A 17,528-nucleotide genomic window follows, 5' to 3' on the forward strand; every position below is an offset into this window, starting at 1 on the left:
TATTAGCGCTGTGGAACCACACCGACTCCATCCCGAACTCGGAGGTGAAACGCGGCTGCGGCGAAGATACTTGGTGGGTGACTGCCTGGGAAAATAGCTCAGTGCCAGGTTATTCTTAACATAAAGCCCTCTCCTGCTAAGGATGAGGGCTTTATTATTTTTATTTTTATACTGATGAATTGAAACTGAATTGAATTTGAATATAGTCACTTCAATTCAACCTTCAGAGAAAGGTGCGATTTCTCGAATAACCTTTAATCTAGAATTGTTGAACAGAGAGATTGAGCTGTGGATGCAATACTGGAGCGATCGTACTTTCTTAAACAAGCTTTAATTGAGTTTGTTATGGAAGCAGAAGGAGAACTGGCGGAATCCTTAGAAACTTATGCGGCACAAAAGTCCCGCCCTGAGCGTCAGGATATTGCTCAAAGAGACTTGATAATTGATACCTTCTTGACAGAAGGAAAAGTTGGTGATAGAGAAACTTTAGATATTTTTCTGGAAAACCAGCCAGATTTGTCACCAAGCGATCGCAACTTAGTTAGCAACTGGCGGCGGAGCTTCATTGCTCTATTTTCTGTAATCCAAGTGCTACCGGATGGCTTTGAGCTGATGAATTGGCTAACTGCAAAGCACTACATCGTCAAGCCAAACAATCCCCTGACATTAGAAGAAATGACGCGGTTTAAGGAGGGGGAAATTTTACTGAGTCGCATTGCTCCGATAACAGATACCTACTGGATGTTCTCTGGCCCTTGTATACCAATGGGTCGATTGGGTAAACCAAAGCTGGCAGTGGCAATTGGCAACTTTAAGGACAACTACAAGAACGCCCTTTACAGCGACGCTCCAGAACTGCTAGAGCTAGCCTGGCAGTCAGTAGAGCAATATCACCAAGATTTTCTGGAATTTTTTGGTAACGACGAAGTAACCCTACCGGGATATCAACTGAATAAGAAAATTGAAGAATTTCAGGAGATACTTACTAAACGGCGCTTCGCAGCAGCAGGCATTGATGAAAACAAATCCCTCTCCGAGTTAGCCGAAGAAGCTGGGATGACACAAGAGGAAATGAAAGCAGCGGCAGAAGAAGCGGGGGCTGACTCAAAAGAGATCGCGCAAATGTTTGACAGTAAAAACCCAACTAAAATGGTGACACCCAAAGTTGAGTTACCTGCTTCTTTGAAGAAAGCTGAACAGTTAACAGCCCTCACCCATCCCCGCTGGGGTCAGATTTTTCTGCCAACTTACAGCCGTTTTAAGGCAATGCTAGAAGCAGAAGACTGGCAAAACATCGAAGGTGCAGAAAAACTGGTTTGCCAATATCTAGAAGACCCAGCGATTAACGTCTTCATCTGGCATCGGTTAGCTAAAGCGTACCCAAACCAGTTGGAAAAGCTATTGCAAACAGTATTACAGCGTCCCGAGTTTAAGATTAGGGATTTGGATGCTCTCCTGCAAGAATACAATAAGCCGCTAGAGCCATATTTACCAGAAATTGCCAGTGTCCCACTGCACTTACATAATCTGTTTCAAGAAGCTCTGGCAGAAGTCAATAAATCAAAGCCTAAGGGCAAGGGTAAAAAGAAACTTGGGATGGGCTTTCAGCGGTAGTTATTGGGCTTTGGAAGTAGTGGGCGATCGCTCTATGTCATTGCCTTGGTAGAATCACTATTTGCAACCTTATCCCAGTCCATCCCTATGCCTACCGCAGTTGTTACGCTGAAAACTACTGAAGATCGGGATAACTTAATCGTGCAAAGACCCGCATCCGGGCTATCCTTACAAGGACATATCCGGGTGCCGGGGGATAAGTCGATTTCTCACCGCGCCCTGATGTTGGGAGCGATCGCGCAAGGAGAAACCCAAATTCAGGGACTACTCTTAGGAGAAGACCCTCGCAGCACCGCTAGCTGTTTCCGGGCTATGGGGGCTGAGATTTCCGAACTCAACATAGAACTGGTGCGGGTTCGGGGCATCGGACTGGGGTTACTCCAAGAACCCGTTGATATTTTGAATGCTGGAAACTCAGGCACCACCATGCGGCTAATGCTGGGACTTCTAGCTTCTCATCCAGGGCGTTTTTTTACAGTTACGGGTGATAGTTCCCTGCGATCGCGTCCTATGTCCCGCGTTGTCAAACCATTACAACAAATGGGCGCACAAATTTGGGGGCGTCAGGGGAGTTCTCTAGCACCACTGGCGATTCAAGGGCAGCAGCTCTCACCAATCCACTATCAGTCGCCTATAGCGTCAGCACAAGTCAAATCCTGCATCCTTCTAGCTGGGTTGATGACCGAGGGACAAACCACTGTTACCGAACCCGCGCTGTCCCGCGATCACAGCGAAAGAATGCTACGAGCCTTTGGCGCAGAAATCAAGCTAGACCCGGAAACCAACAGCGCCACCATTACTGGGCCAGCCCAACTTACAGGACAAAATGTTATTGTTCCCGGCGATATCAGTTCAGCTGCCTTTTGGCTGGTCGCTGGGGCGATTGTACCGGGTTCTGAGGTATGGGTTGAAAATGTCGGTGTTAATCCTACCCGCACCGGCATTTTGGAGGCTCTGGAGATGATGGGAGCAGATATTAAGATGGAAAATCAGCGGGTTGTTGCTGGCGAACCTGTGGCAGATTTACGGGTGCGTTCTAGTTCCCTTAAGGCGTGCGAAATTGCTGGCGATTTGATTCCCCGTCTGATTGATGAAATACCGATTTTGGCAGTGGCGGCTGTTTTTGCCCAAGGAACTACCGTAATTCGGGATGCAGCTGAGTTGCGGGTTAAAGAAAGCGATCGCATTGCTGTCATGGCATCTCAACTCAATCGTATGGGAGCCAGGGTTACAGAACTACCCGATGGGCTAGAAATTACTGGCGGTACTCCCCTCACAGGCATCGATGTTGATAGTCATACCGACCACCGGATAGCCATGAGTCTCGCCATTGCCGCCCTCAACGCCTCTGGGACTACCACAATTAACCGTGCTGAAGCAGCGGCTATTTCCTACCCTGACTTTACGCCTACACTGCAACAAATCTGCGGTTAAAAGCTCTTTGCCCCTTTTTTAAGGAACCACAAAGATAAAGAGACGCGATTAATCGCGTCTCTTCTGTTGAAAAAATCATACTTTGACAGCAGCGAGTCTCAGGCGATCGCCGCAGGCGTATGCGATCGCTGTTCGCGGTTGTGGGGTGTGTCAAAATCAATTAACGGCCCTTTAGGCACAATTCGAGTCGGGTTGACTTTTGGGTGACTTTTGTAGTAGTGCCGTTTGATGTGGTCTAGATTGCAAGTTTCCTTCACCCCTGGCTGTTGATGAAGGTCTTTGAGGTAGTTCCACAGATTGGGATAGTCAACAATGCGGCGCAAGTTGCATTTGAAATGGACATAGTATACCGCATCGAAGCGCAACAGCGTTGTGAAAATACACCAGTCTGCCTCAGTTATGCGATCGCCACAAAGGTAGCGTTGCCTATCTAACACCTTTTCCCAATAATCGAGAGCATCGAATAAGTCTGTTACGCCTTCCTCATACGCTGCTTGGCTAGTAGCAAATCCCGCCCGATAAACACCATTATTAATTGGTTGATAAATAGCATCGATAGTCTTATCAACCGCCTCCTGTAAATCTGACGGATAAAAATTTACATCTGGCTTAGCGAAATTCTCGAATTCCGTATCCAACATCCGGATAATTTCGCGAGATTCATTATTTACAATCGTCGCAGTTTCTTTATCCCAAAGCACAGGAACCGTTACGCGACCGCTGTAATTTTTATTTGCTTCCAGATAGACTTCCCAAAGATAATTCTTGCCGTTCACAGTATCGGGAATCCCACCCGGCTCATCAGTAAATTCCCAACTATTTTGATCGATAACCGCGCCAACAGCTGAGAGGCTGATAACATCCTCCAGCCCCTTCAATTTTCGCATAATCGCGGTTCGCTGCGCCCAAGGACAAGCCCAAGAAATATACAGATGATAGCGCCCAGCTTCAGCCTTAAAACCACTAGAACCATCGGCTGTAATTTTGTTGCGGAAGGTCGTCGAGGGGCGAATAAATTTCCCTTGGGAGTCTTCTTGTTCCCGTTCGCTGACCCATTTTCCATCAACAAGAACACCCAAACCCATAATTTTCTCCTTTGACAGCTTGCACCTATCAAAAAACTAAAAATAAAGTTTATAAAGTGGGTATTACCCACTTTATAAACTTCTGCTTATTCAGCACTTAAAATTTGCGGCACCTTAAAGAAATCCTCTTCCCGATCTGGCGCACCAGTAAGGATAGCTTCCCGATTGGGATAGGCTTCCATTTCATCGGGTCGCGTCACATTGCTGACATCAATTGCCCGGGTTGTTGGCTCCACATTGCTGACATCTAGTTCGCTCAGTTGTTCAAAATATTCTAAAATACTACCCAATTGAGTAGTAAATTGCTCCTCTTCTTCAGGTTTCATATCCAGACGAGCAAGATGGGCAACTTTACGAACTTGTTCGCGGTCAATCATCAGATTTCTTTAGTTGTTAGTGGTCATTGGTTAGTAGCTAATAGCTAATATAGCAATCCTAAATGAGGTGTAAACTTCTCTCTCTTCTCTTCCTCTGTGTCTGGGCGGTTCGTTTTTTTCACAAATCAAATAGGACTGCTATAGCTAATAGCTAGAAGAATACATCGATCTTAGAGCGCCCAGTAGTTTTGAGCCAGTTTTGGGCTTCGATGTAGTTATTGGGAGCCATGCTTATTGCTTGTTTCCAATACTCGGCTGCTTTGTCATATAAAGCTTCTGCGCTGTCCATGTCCCCAGCTTCTTTTGCCCTTTCTCCTTGGTAATGGAAAATCACGGCAATATTATTCAAGGCTTGGGGAATACGCGGGTTGAGTTCAATCGCCTCATAGTAGTATTCCAAAGCCTGCTCAAGTTCGCCATTGCTGGCGTATATCAGCCCCATATTGTAGAGGATATAGCTGCGGTCGTAAGGGTCTTCCTCTAATGTTAAAGCTTCCCTGTAATTGTCCAAGGCTTCGGCGTATTCTCCATCCGCCTGCGCTGACATACCATCGCGGTAGTAGGCGAAGGCTTCTTTTGCCTTTTTATCGGTTGGCAGGATCTTCAGGATTATATCCGCCATTACCGTGAAGCTTTTGTCAATAAAGTTGTCGTTGCGTTGAGTTCTTGGCATATCTGTCTCTGTAATTCTGCGCTAATGCGAAAGTGTAGCCTGTCAGTGTATCGTTCAATAATGCTCTTTAAGCTAATTTAACGCGCTTTGGTTGGTCATTTGGGTTGAGATGAAGAGATGCGATCGCATCTTTTTCTTAATCAACCCACTTGGTAGTGCTAAATTTAATCGCGTGTTAATTATCTCCACTCGCCTTGCACCACAAAAGCCGCCCAGTAGTAGGGGGCTTTCCATTGCTCAGTTTGCCACATTTCTATCTGTGCTGCTCTCAGGGCTGCTACCGGATTTAGCCCTTTGTCCAGCATCTGTTGGTAGTATTTCTCCATCAGCTTTGACGTTGCCACATCATTGACGCGCCACAAACTCACAGCGACTCGCTTCGCACCTGCATACATAAAGCCGCGTGTCAACCCAATGAGTCCTTCTCCCTTGACATCTTTACCTAGTCCAGTTTCGCAGGCGCTGAGGACGACGAGTTCGGCGGGGAGATTGAGGTTGTAGATGTCGTGGAGACGCAGGAAACCATTATTTGTCGGATTGCCTTTGTCATCAAACAGGGATAGCACCAAGCCGGATAATTGTGGTTGCTCTTCGTTGACGCAGCCGTGAGTGGCGAAATGCACCATGCGATACTGAGCTAAGTCGGGACTGGTGGCTGTAGCGTGAGAAGCTTTAGAACCCAAGGCTTGTAGGTGTTGAGAAGCAGGTACAAGTTTGAGAATCTGTTCAGCTTCTTTACTGCTGTACTCAAGCCGTTCGAGATCGGAGGTGCGACAGGCTTCTTCGGCAGATCGTTTCGCGTCCCTGGCAATTGTAGTGTTGCTTTGCTGGGGTTGGGATGTCAACCGCTTGTCGTCGGAGGTGAAGATGGGATCTGCTAAGACGGCGACGGTTTTTGCAGCAGGTGCGCGTCCTTTGAGTTGACTTCGTAATACGCCGAGGGTTGAGGCGGAGGGGAGAGAGACGATTTCGTTTTGGACGAGTAGGGGAGTGAAACCTAACCCCCCAGCCCCCTTCCCTTGCAGGGAAGGGGGTGCATGATTACTCCCCTCCCCTTGCAGGGGAGGGGTTGGGGGAGAGGTTTTCTTTATCGGCAGTGCGGCGAAGGGAATTGATTGCAATGCGCCGTCACTGACGATGAGTAAGCGTTTGTTACTTAGTTGATTTGCTATGGGGGAGAGTAGAATCTGGCTCAATTTCATGCCAGATTCTAGGCTACCTGTTTCCGATTTAAGTTGATTGTAGAATTCCTTGGCTGTGGCTTCGATGTCGGCGCGTTTAGGGAGTTCGTAGCTGGTGATGCCTGTTTTGGTGACTGCCCAAAGATAGCTGCGTTCTTCACCTAGAGAATATTCCAATAGCAGGGTGTTGTCGTCAAGTACCTGTTGTTGAATTTGTTGCAGGTTGAGGGTGAAGGCTCCCGGTTGAGAGATGGCTGCGTAGGCGGGGTTTTTCACGCGGACTTGCGCTTGGACTCGATCTAGTTCGGTGAGGAGGGATTCAATTTGTTTTTTTATCTCGGCTAACTGTTTGTTGTTATAAGAACCTTCGAGGAGTTTTACCCGGCTTTGTTCGGCGGCGTTGAGTTGCTGTTGGAAGGTGCGCTCTTGTTTAATTAATTCAGAGTCTCCACGAGAGCGAATGTTAACGTTTGCTTCGGTGAGGAGTTCTAAGAGATTGCGTGCCTTGGCGCGTTCGCTGGCATTTAGGGCTAGAGCGTCGAACCCTTTGGAGGGTTGCTGTTTGTGCAACTGCATCAGCAGGTCAATGTAGAACTTGTAATAATTCTGCACTGTAGCGAAGTATGAGGCGCGGAGTTGCTGGCTAGCAACGTTGGTGCGGAGTTTTTCAAAAATTTCAATGGCAGCCTCCATCTGAATGAAAGCTTCGTTGAGATTGCCTCTGTTGCGTTCTAGGTAGGCAACATTATAGAGAGTAACGCCTTCCACTGCCTTGTCCCCAGTAGCCCGACTCAAGGGCAAGGATTGGTTGTAGAATTCCAGGGCTTTTTGCTTTTCTCCTAATGCGTCGTAAACTCCACCGATGTTGTTGAGGGTACGGGCTTCCACTGCCTTGTCCCCAGTAGCCCGACTCAAGGGCAAGGATTGGTTGTAGAATTCCAGGGCTTTTTGCTTTTCTCCTAATGCGTCGTAAACTCCACCGATGTTGTTGAGGGTACGGGCTTCCACTGCCTTGTCCCCAGTAGCCCGTCTCAAGGGTAAGGATTGGTTGTAGAATTCCAGGGCTTTTTGCTTTTCTCCTAATGCGTCGTAAACTCCACCGATGTTGTTGAGAGTAACGCCTTCCCCTACTTTGTCCCCAGTCGCCCGTCTCAAGGGCAAGGATTGGTTGTAGAATTCCAGGGCTTTTTGCTTTTCTCCTAAATCGGAGTAGACTCGACCGATGTTGTTGAGAGTAACGCCTTCCCCTACTTTGTCCCCAGTAGCCCGTCTCAAGGGTAAGGATTGGTTGTAGAATTCCAGGGCTTTTTGCTTTTCTCCTAAATCGGAGTAGACTCGACCGATGTTGTTGAGGGTACGGGCTTCCCCTACTTTGTCCCCAGTCGCCCGTCTCAAGGGCAAGGATTGGTTGTAGAATTCCAGGGCTTTTTGCTTTTCTCCTAAATCGTCGTAGACTAGACCGATGTTGTTGAGAGTAGCGCCTTCCCCTACTTTGTCCCCAGTAGCCCGTCTCAAGGGCAAGGATTGGTTGTAGAATTCCAGGGCTTTTTGCTTTTCTCCTAAATCGGAGTAGACTCGACCGATGTTGTTGAGAGTAACGCCTTCCCCTACTTTGTCCCCAGTCGCCCGTCTCAAGGGCAAGGATTGGTTGTAGAATTCCAGGGCTTTTTGCTTTTCTCCTAATGCGTCGTAGATTTTGCCGATGCCCAAGAGGGTGACGGCTTCCCCTTTTTTGTCGCCGACTGCTTGATAAAGGGGGAGTGCCTCGTTCAATTTGGCAATTGCCTGTCGCAGAGATTCGGCTGTTCCTTGCTGATATAGCTGATCTCCTTCCTTATAGGCTCGCCCGGCTGCGGCGCGGGTTGCGTCTTCCTCAGTAGCGGCTGGCTGTTGGCTTATTCTTACCCCTATCCCTGCTGGTATGGCAGCGACGGATTCTGACAATAAGAGAACACCGATAAATAGAGCCAAACTCCGATGGACTATATCTGAGAGCAATACTAGCCTATGTAATGTTTTGGGCGATTTCTTCTGCATAGAGCTGCGTTTCAGGAATTGAGCCATAACTGCACCTGCCCTCTGTTGCGTCTGATTTAGTTCCTACTGCTGCAATATATCTCTGGGAGGCTGGAGGTTATGCAGGTAGGGATGGAGATATACCTAAATTTCTTGCCCAACTTTAAAAATCTGTTCAGCCGTTAAGTTCAACTCTGGGAATGTGGGCGATTCAATCCGGTCATTTTCTCTAAACTGATTAAAGATATACTCGCCATCAACCAGTTGGTAAACCGAAATAGTGGGTATTTTTCGCTTCCCCACTCACTCGCCAGGGAATTCATTTTCTAGCGGATCTAGGGAAGACAGATAACACAGAATTAATCTACCTTCCGCAACAGTGTCCCTGGTTTAACAACCTCCTCAACTGTCGCTATTCCAATTAAGCCCTCACGCGATTGGAGGGTCACTTTACCTCCACTACCTCCCTTAGCACCGATAATAGTAAACACCGTGCCATTTTCAATAGTTGCCAGGTCTAAACCACCCAACCACAACGTTGCCTTATTTCCTTTAACTTCGGTAATGACTGCATTTGCTACCGAACTTGGGGTGTTGATGAAATAGATAGGTTGGTTTTCATATCCCCTGCCAACTTTAACTTCATAACGGGGAGTTTGGTTATCTGCGTCCAGTATATGTTTAGTTACGTGGGCGATCGCACTCTCCGGCGTACCCGTTTCCTGCCAGAGATACTGTGTCAGTAAATAGGTAAATGCTCCCGCATGGAAGCCATTAAAACGTGCATCTGCCGCCGTTTGAGAAGGATCTGTTGCAGCGAGTACAACTCCTTTGGCAACTCCCGCCCGATACCGCTTGACAAATTCTTCGCGCGAAAGCTTCAGTTTTGACAGCCACCTTTGTTGATACGCTTTTTCTTCAGGAGAAATCTGTAGTTTCATGCCTCCATCTCGCGATCGCACCCGACGATCCCTGGTAGCACCACCAGAGTAACAACTATCTAGAACAGCGGTGAAATTTTCAGTTTGCAATGCTGACATCAGCAGGAACAATGTGTGTCCCATAATGTCCTTGACGACACCGCCTTTTTCTGGGTATCCGGTGGGTAGTGTGGCATCAACCGGAACGAAAGTGCCGTTTAATCCACTCTTACTACCTGGCTCAACAACAATTGGATCTGGATCGGAAACGCGAGAACCGTGTCCTGAGTAGTGATACACTACCACATCTCCAGGCTTGGCTTGCTTAATCAGATGTTCTTCAAATGCCTCTAGAATTCCTTGGCGAGTTGCTTGTGTATCAGTCAGAGTGTAGATATCTTTGGGATTAAAACCAAAGCGGTGGATCAGCAGATGACGCTGCAACGCTACATCATTGACACACCCCCGCAAAGGTTGAATTGGAGGTTTATCGGGATAATTATTGATGCCGACGAGTAAGGCAAGTTTGCGAGGGGTACTTTGTGCCAGAACTTTGCCATACCGATCTGCCTGTCGTTGAATATTAAGCTGGCTTAATCCTAACGTTCCCAGAGTAGATCCAGCGAATAGGAAGAACTGGCGACGAGAAATCTGTGCCATAACTGTTCTATTTATAATTGCTTGTCAAAGTGCCTTTACCTTAACGGTTTATTTCGACAGCCAGTAGTTTGTATCCAAAGTTGTAACAGTAACATTTTATATAGCAGTTCTATTTTATTCGTGAAACAACGAACCGCTCTAGGGCGATTCAGAAAGAAAAGAGAGAATTTTACAGCCCCCGCAAGGATTGCTATAGAAAAATTCTCCGTCTCTCCTATAACTTCTCTCTGTGTATTTTTTGCCCTCCGTGGTTCGTTATCATGCCAAGGTAAGTTTCACAAATCAAGTCAGATGGCTATAGCAGTTCAAATAATACTTAATAGTACAAAGTGCCATCAGGTAAAATAGCACTGTCTAGCTGAACGCCATCCAAAATCGCATATTCCAAATCGGCATTTCGCAAGTCAGCACCCCGCAAATCTGCGGCTTTGAGAATTGCATTACTCAAGTCAGCACTGGTGAGATTAGTTTGCCTCAAATCAGCATTGCTAAGATCGGCACCTGGTAATTTTGCCGCTACCAACCCAGCACCAGCAAGGTTAGCACCAGCAAGATTAGCTTTGATTAGTCCGGCATAGTTAAGATTTACACCGTTCAAATTTGCACCACTGAGGTTGGTATTAATCAAGCTGGCACCCCCCAAATTGGCACCAACGAGATTAGCACCGCTTAAATTCGCAGCGCTGAGATTAGCACCAGCGAGATTAGCACCGCGCAAATCAGCAGCCTTTAAATCAACATCGCGCAATTCGGCACCGCTTAAGTCGCACCCCGGACATTGTTTGGTGTTCAGCAATTGTTGAACGTGTTCTGGATTTGCTGCTGTGGCTGGTGTTGCTAACGCTACAAACGACAAGAGAGCGATCGCTACAATTAATGGTGTCATTCCTACCCTTGGTCTATTTAGCCAAAATTCTATACTTAGATTATTGACAAATAGTTTTTTTATTGAGGGACGGACATGGCTCCAAATCCCACCATCATGCGAGCAGTTGAACATCTGGGCTACCGCGTTACCGTTGGCGACGTGGCAACTCAGGCTGGATTAAACGTCAACATGACGGAGGCTGGATTACTCGCTTTAGCCTCCGATGCCGGGGGACATTTGCAGGTAGCAGAAACAGGTGAAATTGTCTACCTGTTCCCGAAAAATTTTCGGTCAATTCTCAACAACAAGTTTTTGCGGCTGCGGCTGAAGGAATGGTGGGAAAAAATCTGGAAGGTTTTGTTTTACCTGATCCGGATTTCCTTCGGGATTATCTTGATAGCGTCGATTGTGCTGATATTTGTAGCGATCGCTGCCATCATGATTGCGGCTTCTGCCAGCCGTGACGACGATTCTGGTAGCCATGACTCCGGCGGCGGCGGTATGATCTTCATGCCTCGCTTCTGGTTTGGGCCAGACATCTGGTGGTTTTTCTATCCAGACTATGGCGATCGCTATGAACGGCGGCGGGTAGCATCTCCAGAAAAGAAACAGATGAACTTCCTAGAAGGTGTCTTCTCGTTTCTGTTTGGCGATGGTAATCCTAACGCCGATTTAGAAGAACGTCGCTGGAGTGCGATCGCTACCGTAATTCGCAACAACGGCGGTGCTGTAACAGCAGAACAAATCGCCCCCTATCTTGACGAAACTGGCTCAGGATGGGCTAAAGAATACGAAGACTATATGCTGCCAGTGCTAACCAAATTTAACGGGAAACCGGAAGTTAGCCCTGACGGAGACATAGTTTATCACTTCCCAGACTTGCAAATTACAGCCCAAGAGCGAAATTCCGAAGCAGTGGGTGCTTATCTGCGAGAGCGTCCTTGGCGCTTTAGTCAAGCCACTAGCGGACAGAATATGCTCTCAGCTGGACTAGGTGCGGTGAATATCGTCGGTGCTTTAGTTCTGGGTTCCCTATTGCGGGGTGAGGTTGGAGTGCAGTTAGCACAATCCGGCGGACTGATCGCCTTCGTACAGTCGATTTACTGGATTTTATTAGGCTACGGCACAGCTTTCTTAGCCATCCCCTTAATTCGCTATTTCTGGATTCAATTCAAAAATAAAAGGGTAGAAAGCAGGAATCAAAAGCGGCAAGATCGTGCCATCTTGTTAAATCAAGCCAATTCTGCCTTGCAGAAAAAAATCATCTATGCCCAACAGTTTGCTGCTAAAACTGTCCTCGGTCGTGATGATTTAGCTTACACCACCGAAAACGACTTGATAGAACAGGAAATTGAGCAATCTGACAAAATTGATGCAGAATGGCAGCGCCGCCTCAATCAAAGCGGTTCATAACAATTCTTTTGGGTGTCTGAATAAGAACCCATATCCATAACAGGGGGTGTAATTCAAACCTACTACTTCCCAACCCTCCTCTCCTAGTTGATTAGAGAATTCATAGAGAGGAGGGATTTCTTTTTTTTGTCTCGCAAGTCTTTTTCGTTGACGCTTTGTGGTCGGACGTTTGCATGTAGCGTTTCTCAGTTCGGTGGAATATATCGCGGTTCTGAGGTTAGAGCTACCAAGGTTAGGGACATGGCATTGCCCATTGGTGTCAACTTAACGTTAGCTTGGCGGTTGAAACCGCAGCTATACAAACAAAACCCGCCTGCGCGGGTTATAAGAATCTTGATCCGTTAGTCCGCGCAGGCGGACTTGGTTTTTGTAGCCGCGAATTCATTCGCCGGGGCTTAAATTGACACCGATGGGCATTGCCATGTCCCTACAGTATCGCGCCCAACCCTTGAATTGCTGTAGTCAAATCGAACAAAGATGTATACCCACTTTTGCACAGCGATTCTTTGAGTTGCATCGCGTCCTAACTTTTACTTAATTTGAAGGCTAGTAAGGGACGTGTTCTGATAATAGTGTCCCAAAATTTGCTGATAGTTTACTCCCTGTTGAGCTAAATTATGAGCTCCCCACTGGCTCAAACCAAGACCATGACCGAAACCGCGACCATTGATCTGAAAACCTGTTGAGGAAGAACTAACAGTGAACCAGGTACTCTTAAGTCCCAATGCGCTACGCAACTGACTACCGCTCATCCGCCGCGTACTCCCATTACCCACTACTTTCATAGTCATTATGCGTCCCGTAGGCGTTGTGCGCTCTGGGACTAGGGTTTTGATATTGCTCACACCGAGAAGGCGACTGAGTTCGCTCTTGGAGAAAGTTTTCTGCCACTGGTAGGGGGGCGCTCCCTGGTCGTAGTCTGCGACACCGCGCAAATACGGAAGCGGTTGTGTCCAAACATTTTCCACATTTTCCGTGTGTCCTCCAGAGGAGGAATGGAAGACGGCGAGAATCAGCTGGTTGTTGTAAGTTAGCACTTGCCCTGCTGTGGCATTTACAGCTTGATGCGTCCCTGTAGTTTCGGTATCAAGACCTTTGTATACCTGGGAACTTTGGGTGTCGCCAAGATCGTAAACGCCATTACCTGAAGTTTGACGTTTATAAAGGGCGTAGGTGCGGGCGGCGACAGCTTGCGCCTTCAGGGCTTCCAAGGGCCAGTTGCCGCCCATTTCTGCCCCTAAGACGCTGTAGAGATATTGTTCTAAATCGACTTGGTTAACGGCGGTGAGTCCTTTGCCTGAGGGAACGATGCGGGCGCGACCCCGATACCAGCGATCGCCTATCCAAACATATCCGCCACTGGTCGGCTCAATCAATAGATCCGTGGCTTTTCGTCCATCCATCGCCACGCTACCGCCAGATGAACGGGCTTCTTTGCCATCCATTGGTGCCATTTCTCCCACAACTCGACCAGCACCGTCGCGGATTACAGCTTTGGTAGAACTGCCTATGGTAATCTTGCTAACACCTTGTTGAATTGCTACGCGCAATTCCATCGCAGCTTGAGCAGGGGCAACTAGGGCAATCCACAATAAGATAGTCAGCCCGGATGAAGAAGGATGGAGTAGTCTTTGAAAGAGCAATTGCAGACGTTGACTTATCATCTGAGAAATTTCCTCACACTATACATAAAGGTCGTTCTAGTTATGGCGATCGTTAAACCTGAGCCGCATTGAGAGCAACAATAAAGTCTTTAATTCAAAACACCCCAGAGCATATCCGCTTGGTTTGGTATATGCAACCGGGTACATCTTCTATAAAGTAGATATATTTATCACGTTTGCCACTTCAGTGTCACCCATTGTTTTGAAATTGTATGCTGATAGTTATAGTTGGATTATTTTCAGACTTTGTGATCGTTGTCTAGAACAGAATGCAGATTACTTTTTTAGGGACAAGCTCAGGTGTGCCAACGCGATCGCGCAACGTTTCCAGCGTGGCTCTCCGTCTACCCCAGAGGGGAAAATTCTGGCTATTTGACTGCGGCGAAGGCACCCAACACCAACTCTTGCGGAGTGACCTGAAAATGGGTCAACTAGACCGCATTTTTATCACTCATATGCACGGAGACCATATCTTCGGCTTAATGGGTCTTTTAGCAAGCTGTGGTTTGGCTGGCAATACTCAACGCATGGATATCTATGGCCCTGCTGGTCTTAATGAATACCTGCGTGCTTCTAGACAATACTCTTCAACTCATTTTTCTTACCCCGTCCAAGTTCACGCCGTACAACCAGGGATAGTGTATGAAGATGAAGAATATATCGTCAGTTGTCTTCCTCTAAAACATCGGGTGACTGCTTTTGGCTACCGAGTAACTGAAAAAGACCGTCCAGGGCGCTTCAATGTGGAAAAAGCAGCCCAAATGGGAATTCCACCTGGCCGCGTCTATGGGCAACTCAAGCGTGGCGAAACAGTAACGCTGCTAGATGGACGGCAAATTAGCGGAACCGATTTGTGTGGCGAGACAGAGATCGGGCGCAAAATTGTTTACTGTACAGACACGGTTTATTGTGACGAGGCGGTGGAATTGTCGCGGGATGCAGATGTGTTAATTCACGAAGCCACCTTTGCTCATCAAGATGCCCAGTTAGCTTTCGATCGCTTGCATTCTACCTCAACGATGGCGGCGCAAGTGGCTTATGCTGCGGGTGTCAACCAGCTGATTATGACCCATTTCAGCCCTCGCTATGCTCCTGGTAATGCCATTGTGTTAGATGATTTGCTAACTGAAGCTCGTGCCATTTTCCCGAACACGAAATTGGCATATGACTTTATGACTTATGAGGTACAAAGGAATAGGAATTAGGAGTTAGAAGTTAATAATTCATAACTCCGGAGGCGGAGCGTCTCCGGCTCCGCAAAAGTCTTACTGGCCGCTGGCTCTCTGAAGGCGATCGCGTATTTCAATTAAGCGAGATTGGCTGCTAACAGGCGATCGCGGTTGTGGAACTTCTGTGTTAGGCCAATTGGGCAAATCATTACAGGGACACAACTCTGGCGGCATTCCCACTGTCTTGATGGGTACGGGCATTTGGCAACGCCCACAAGGTGAAACGTCCCACCCTGGTGTCAGCAGTTGGGCAATTGTTTCCTGGGTGCCTTCGAGATAACAATCTCCTGACTCTGGTGAGATAATTTTCTGCCAGCAGCTTTCAAATTCTTCACTGTAGCGATCGCCCTGGATTACAGGTTGCGGCAGCAGCGCTTCTTTGCCATTGTGAATTAAAACCTTTTTGCCTAACTGAAACCAATAGGCAATATATTGTCTGACTTGGTGTTTGGATGCCATAAGCTGAATTTGACTCCTAGTTAACACTAGGAAATAGGCGAACTGCTCCCTCGGAAAGCTTACTTCTAATCTAGGCGATCGTTTTCTTCAGCATTTCTTGCTCTGGGTTGATTGTGCGTCAGACAAAATAATTAATCTTCTCTGACAATTCTAACCTTACAAGTTGGGTAACTCTACGCTAAAAAAGCAGGTATTTCCACCGTAGCGGCTTCTACCCTCTTTTGTTATTGCCTCGATTTACATCTTCTAAAATTTTGATAAAAATTTACTTTATTATAGGTGACAAAAGTACCAAATAGGTATACTAAGAATCTGGTAAAGGGGAACCGAGGAGACTAAGATTAAGAACATGACCGCCAGTGACCAGAAAAACGGGATTAGCGATCGCGCCAACACGACGACACAGAGTTCCCAAGCGATCGCGGAACTTCCGACCGATGGGATAGGCGGGGACAACCCCCCAACCAGTTTCCTCCGCCACCAAAATTACATCAGCAGGACAGTTTAAAAGACTCTCTAGCAACTCCACAGAGGTAATCTCCCAAGCTTCATCGTCTTGGTCTAAGAAATTCGCCACCCACGTTCCCAGAGAATCAACCAACAGACAAGTAGACTGAACAGAATCTTGAATCGTTGCTGCTAGAGTTATAGGAACTTGCAGCGTTTGCCATTCGCACGGTCGTCGCTGCTGGTGTTGTTCAATACGCGATCGCCATTCCAAATCATCTGGATCAACTTGAGCCGTTGCCACGTAAACAACAGACTTACCCGAACGCATTGCTAGAGTTTCCGCCCACTCGCTTTTGCCAGACCGCGCCGGGCCAGTCACCAAGATTAGATGCCTATTAGAAGTAGAATCAACTCGTGTCACAAAGGCTGTTTTACTGATTTCAGGCGGGTTCTGCATCAAAGTTAAATTTAACAGCCCAAAAAATATATTTTATCCACCACTAGAGTGTCCAAGGTACTCTATTCGTTAAGAGTGAATGTAAAATTTTTCTTTTGTCGTTCAAGACCAGACAACAATAATACAAATAAAATAGAAAATTAAGCGAGTAACCAAAGCTGGAAAGCGGCACAAGAGCGGGTTTTAATTTCTACTACTAGGCGTGAAATAACCATGAAACCAGAATTAAAACGGATTGAGACGACACTACACCAGCTATCGGATAAAAATCCTGAAATAGGCAATCAGCCTGACGGGATGGGGTGGCGTTCCCAGACACCAGATGTCGCACCATCGATTTCGATGACCGTAGAATCTTGGACAGACCAAAAGCAATCTGGTAAAACGCCAGTGCTGCCGAAATTAAAAACTCCCAGCTTCACCAACCATCGTAATGCTGCCAATCCTGCCCTAGCGACAACCCTACTGCAAGAAATCGAAGTAATTGTCGGTGGTTGGCAGAAAGAACTACATCAAATTTTGCGGCAAATTCAAGACCTCTACCTGGAAGGGCCAATTGTAGACGGTTGGTTAGAGTCTCATGCCCGCGAACCGGAAGTAGGCGTTGAAGTGTTGCGCGAGGCAGTAGAAACGGGCCATGCGGCATCTGTACACCAGTTGATGGACTACGTAGAAGAATGCAATCAACCGGATGGCAATGTGACGTGTGAATCTCCCCGTACCGGATACCGCTTAGTAGGTTTGGACGGGGATGGTCAATTGTGGTCGCGTCCCTGTCCGCCAGAACAGGTTCCTACTGTAAGTGTAGCGATCGCGCGTTATCAAAAACTGCGGCAATTGCTGGTTCGCAAACAAGACTTAGAAACCCGCCTTAGCCAATTGGCGGAAACTCTCATCGTTCTGCACGGTCATCTACAAGACCCAAGTTCTTAGCATCATCTCGCCTGTGTCCGTATGTCATTAGTAGCCATTAGTCATTTGTTTGTTATAAATGACCCATGACCGCTAACTTTTTGACCACCGACTAA

The 17,528-nt window shown here is 47.2% G+C and carries 14 protein-coding genes, 1 rRNA gene and 1 pseudogene; 6 read left to right on the plus strand and 10 right to left on the minus strand.

Going from position 1 to position 17,528, the window contains the following annotated elements; all coding sequences use genetic code 11:
• From rrf to aroA, 3 genes are all read left to right on the plus strand, one after another.
• Nucleotides 1-110, plus strand: a 5S ribosomal RNA gene (rrf, locus tag H6F63_RS04590); the annotation flags it as partial.
• A gap of 178 nt (nucleotides 111-288) precedes the next feature.
• Entirely contained in the window at nucleotides 289-1,614 is a 1,326-nt protein-coding gene (locus H6F63_RS04595) for a hypothetical protein (RefSeq protein ID WP_190635279.1), read from the plus strand.
• An 87-nt stretch (nucleotides 1,615-1,701) separates the two neighbouring features.
• The gene (aroA, locus tag H6F63_RS04600) at nucleotides 1,702-3,048 is read left to right on the plus strand and encodes a 3-phosphoshikimate 1-carboxyvinyltransferase (RefSeq protein ID WP_190635595.1); all 1,347 of its coding nucleotides are present in this window, start codon (nucleotides 1,702-1,704) and stop codon (nucleotides 3,046-3,048) included.
• Nucleotides 3,049-3,146: 98 nt separating this feature from the next.
• Here the strand turns inward: aroA and H6F63_RS04605 are convergent, their stop codons facing one another.
• The 7 genes and pseudogenes from H6F63_RS04605 to H6F63_RS04635 form a co-directional block, all read right to left on the minus strand.
• A complete protein-coding gene (locus tag H6F63_RS04605; protein ID WP_190635280.1) occupies nucleotides 3,147-4,133 on the minus strand; it encodes a glutathione S-transferase family protein in 987 nt (328 codons plus the stop codon).
• Between the two features lie 86 nt (nucleotides 4,134-4,219).
• Nucleotides 4,220-4,510, minus strand: a complete 291-nt coding sequence (gene gatC, locus H6F63_RS04610) for an Asp-tRNA(Asn)/Glu-tRNA(Gln) amidotransferase subunit GatC (protein ID WP_190635282.1) — start codon at nucleotides 4,508-4,510, stop codon at nucleotides 4,220-4,222.
• A 151-nt stretch (nucleotides 4,511-4,661) separates the two neighbouring features.
• On the minus strand, nucleotides 4,662-5,183 hold the full coding sequence (locus H6F63_RS04615) for a photosystem I assembly protein Ycf3 (RefSeq protein ID WP_190453730.1): 522 nt from the start codon (nucleotides 5,181-5,183) through the stop codon (nucleotides 4,662-4,664).
• Nucleotides 5,184-5,362: 179 nt separating this feature from the next.
• Complete coding sequence (locus H6F63_RS04620; protein WP_190635284.1) at nucleotides 5,363-8,428, minus strand: CHAT domain-containing tetratricopeptide repeat protein; 3,066 nt, start codon at nucleotides 8,426-8,428, stop codon at nucleotides 5,363-5,365.
• Between the two features lie 96 nt (nucleotides 8,429-8,524).
• Nucleotides 8,525-8,683: pseudogene (locus H6F63_RS04625) on the minus strand (Uma2 family endonuclease); the annotation flags it as partial.
• A 56-nt stretch (nucleotides 8,684-8,739) separates the two neighbouring features.
• Nucleotides 8,740-9,960: a caspase family protein gene (locus H6F63_RS04630; protein ID WP_190635287.1), complete on the minus strand. Its 1,221-nt coding sequence runs from the start codon at nucleotides 9,958-9,960 to the stop codon at nucleotides 8,740-8,742.
• Nucleotides 9,961-10,276: 316 nt separating this feature from the next.
• Entirely contained in the window at nucleotides 10,277-10,846 is a 570-nt protein-coding gene (locus H6F63_RS04635; RefSeq protein WP_190635289.1) for a pentapeptide repeat-containing protein, read from the minus strand.
• A gap of 75 nt (nucleotides 10,847-10,921) precedes the next feature.
• Between H6F63_RS04635 and H6F63_RS04640 the strand changes: the two genes are divergently transcribed.
• A complete protein-coding gene (locus tag H6F63_RS04640; protein WP_190423229.1) occupies nucleotides 10,922-12,241 on the plus strand; it encodes a hypothetical protein in 1,320 nt (439 codons plus the stop codon).
• Nucleotides 12,242-12,771: 530 nt separating this feature from the next.
• Here H6F63_RS04640 and H6F63_RS04645 read toward each other — a convergent pair.
• The gene (locus H6F63_RS04645) at nucleotides 12,772-13,905 is read right to left on the minus strand and encodes a SpoIID/LytB domain-containing protein (protein ID WP_190635291.1); all 1,134 of its coding nucleotides are present in this window, start codon (nucleotides 13,903-13,905) and stop codon (nucleotides 12,772-12,774) included.
• A gap of 269 nt (nucleotides 13,906-14,174) precedes the next feature.
• Here H6F63_RS04645 and H6F63_RS04650 point away from each other — a divergent pair, with 269 nt between their 5' ends.
• Nucleotides 14,175-15,110 carry a ribonuclease Z gene (locus H6F63_RS04650; protein WP_190423226.1) on the plus strand — a complete coding sequence of 312 codons (936 nt, stop codon included), beginning with the start codon at nucleotides 14,175-14,177 and terminating at the stop codon, nucleotides 15,108-15,110.
• Between the two features lie 60 nt (nucleotides 15,111-15,170).
• Here H6F63_RS04650 and H6F63_RS04655 read toward each other — a convergent pair whose 3' ends face one another.
• Together H6F63_RS04655 and cobU are read right to left on the minus strand one after the other, a co-directional pair.
• Nucleotides 15,171-15,593, minus strand: a complete 423-nt coding sequence (locus tag H6F63_RS04655) for a hypothetical protein (RefSeq protein ID WP_190452400.1) — start codon at nucleotides 15,591-15,593, stop codon at nucleotides 15,171-15,173.
• A 304-nt stretch (nucleotides 15,594-15,897) separates the two neighbouring features.
• Entirely contained in the window at nucleotides 15,898-16,500 is a 603-nt protein-coding gene (cobU, locus tag H6F63_RS04660; RefSeq protein WP_190635292.1) for a bifunctional adenosylcobinamide kinase/adenosylcobinamide-phosphate guanylyltransferase, read from the minus strand.
• 213 nt (nucleotides 16,501-16,713) lie between these two features.
• Here cobU and H6F63_RS04665 point away from each other — a divergent pair, with 213 nt between their 5' ends.
• Nucleotides 16,714-17,433: a hypothetical protein gene (locus tag H6F63_RS04665; protein WP_190635294.1), complete on the plus strand. Its 720-nt coding sequence runs from the start codon at nucleotides 16,714-16,716 to the stop codon at nucleotides 17,431-17,433.
• Nucleotides 17,434-17,528 lie beyond the last annotated feature (95 nt).

This window comes from Trichocoleus sp. FACHB-40, assembly GCF_014695915.1.
Taxonomy (GTDB): domain Bacteria; phylum Cyanobacteriota; class Cyanobacteriia; order Cyanobacteriales; family FACHB-T130; genus Funiculus; species Funiculus sociatus.

What these genes read in the sequence shown, in the direction of transcription:
- aroA (WP_190635595.1), top strand. Translation starts at nt 1,702, where the DNA reads ATGCCTACCGCAGTTGTTACGCTGAAAACTACTGAAGATCGGGATAAC.
- H6F63_RS04605 (WP_190635280.1), bottom strand. Translation starts at nt 4,133, where the DNA reads ATGGGTTTGGGTGTTCTTGTTGATGGAAAATGGGTCAGCGAACGGGAA.
- gatC (WP_190635282.1), bottom strand. Translation starts at nt 4,510, where the DNA reads ATGATTGACCGCGAACAAGTTCGTAAAGTTGCCCATCTTGCTCGTCTG.
- H6F63_RS04615 (WP_190453730.1), bottom strand. Translation starts at nt 5,183, where the DNA reads ATGCCAAGAACTCAACGCAACGACAACTTTATTGACAAAAGCTTCACG.
- H6F63_RS04620 (WP_190635284.1), bottom strand. Translation starts at nt 8,428, where the DNA reads ATGGCTCAATTCCTGAAACGCAGCTCTATGCAGAAGAAATCGCCCAAA.
- H6F63_RS04630 (WP_190635287.1), bottom strand. Translation starts at nt 9,960, where the DNA reads ATGGCACAGATTTCTCGTCGCCAGTTCTTCCTATTCGCTGGATCTACT.
- H6F63_RS04635 (WP_190635289.1), bottom strand. Translation starts at nt 10,846, where the DNA reads ATGACACCATTAATTGTAGCGATCGCTCTCTTGTCGTTTGTAGCGTTA.
- H6F63_RS04640 (WP_190423229.1), top strand. Translation starts at nt 10,922, where the DNA reads ATGGCTCCAAATCCCACCATCATGCGAGCAGTTGAACATCTGGGCTAC.
- H6F63_RS04645 (WP_190635291.1), bottom strand. Translation starts at nt 13,905, where the DNA reads ATGATAAGTCAACGTCTGCAATTGCTCTTTCAAAGACTACTCCATCCT.
- H6F63_RS04650 (WP_190423226.1), top strand. Translation starts at nt 14,175, where the DNA reads ATGCAGATTACTTTTTTAGGGACAAGCTCAGGTGTGCCAACGCGATCG.
- H6F63_RS04655 (WP_190452400.1), bottom strand. Translation starts at nt 15,593, where the DNA reads ATGGCATCCAAACACCAAGTCAGACAATATATTGCCTATTGGTTTCAG.
- cobU (WP_190635292.1), bottom strand. Translation starts at nt 16,500, where the DNA reads ATGCAGAACCCGCCTGAAATCAGTAAAACAGCCTTTGTGACACGAGTT.
- H6F63_RS04665 (WP_190635294.1), top strand. Translation starts at nt 16,714, where the DNA reads ATGAAACCAGAATTAAAACGGATTGAGACGACACTACACCAGCTATCG.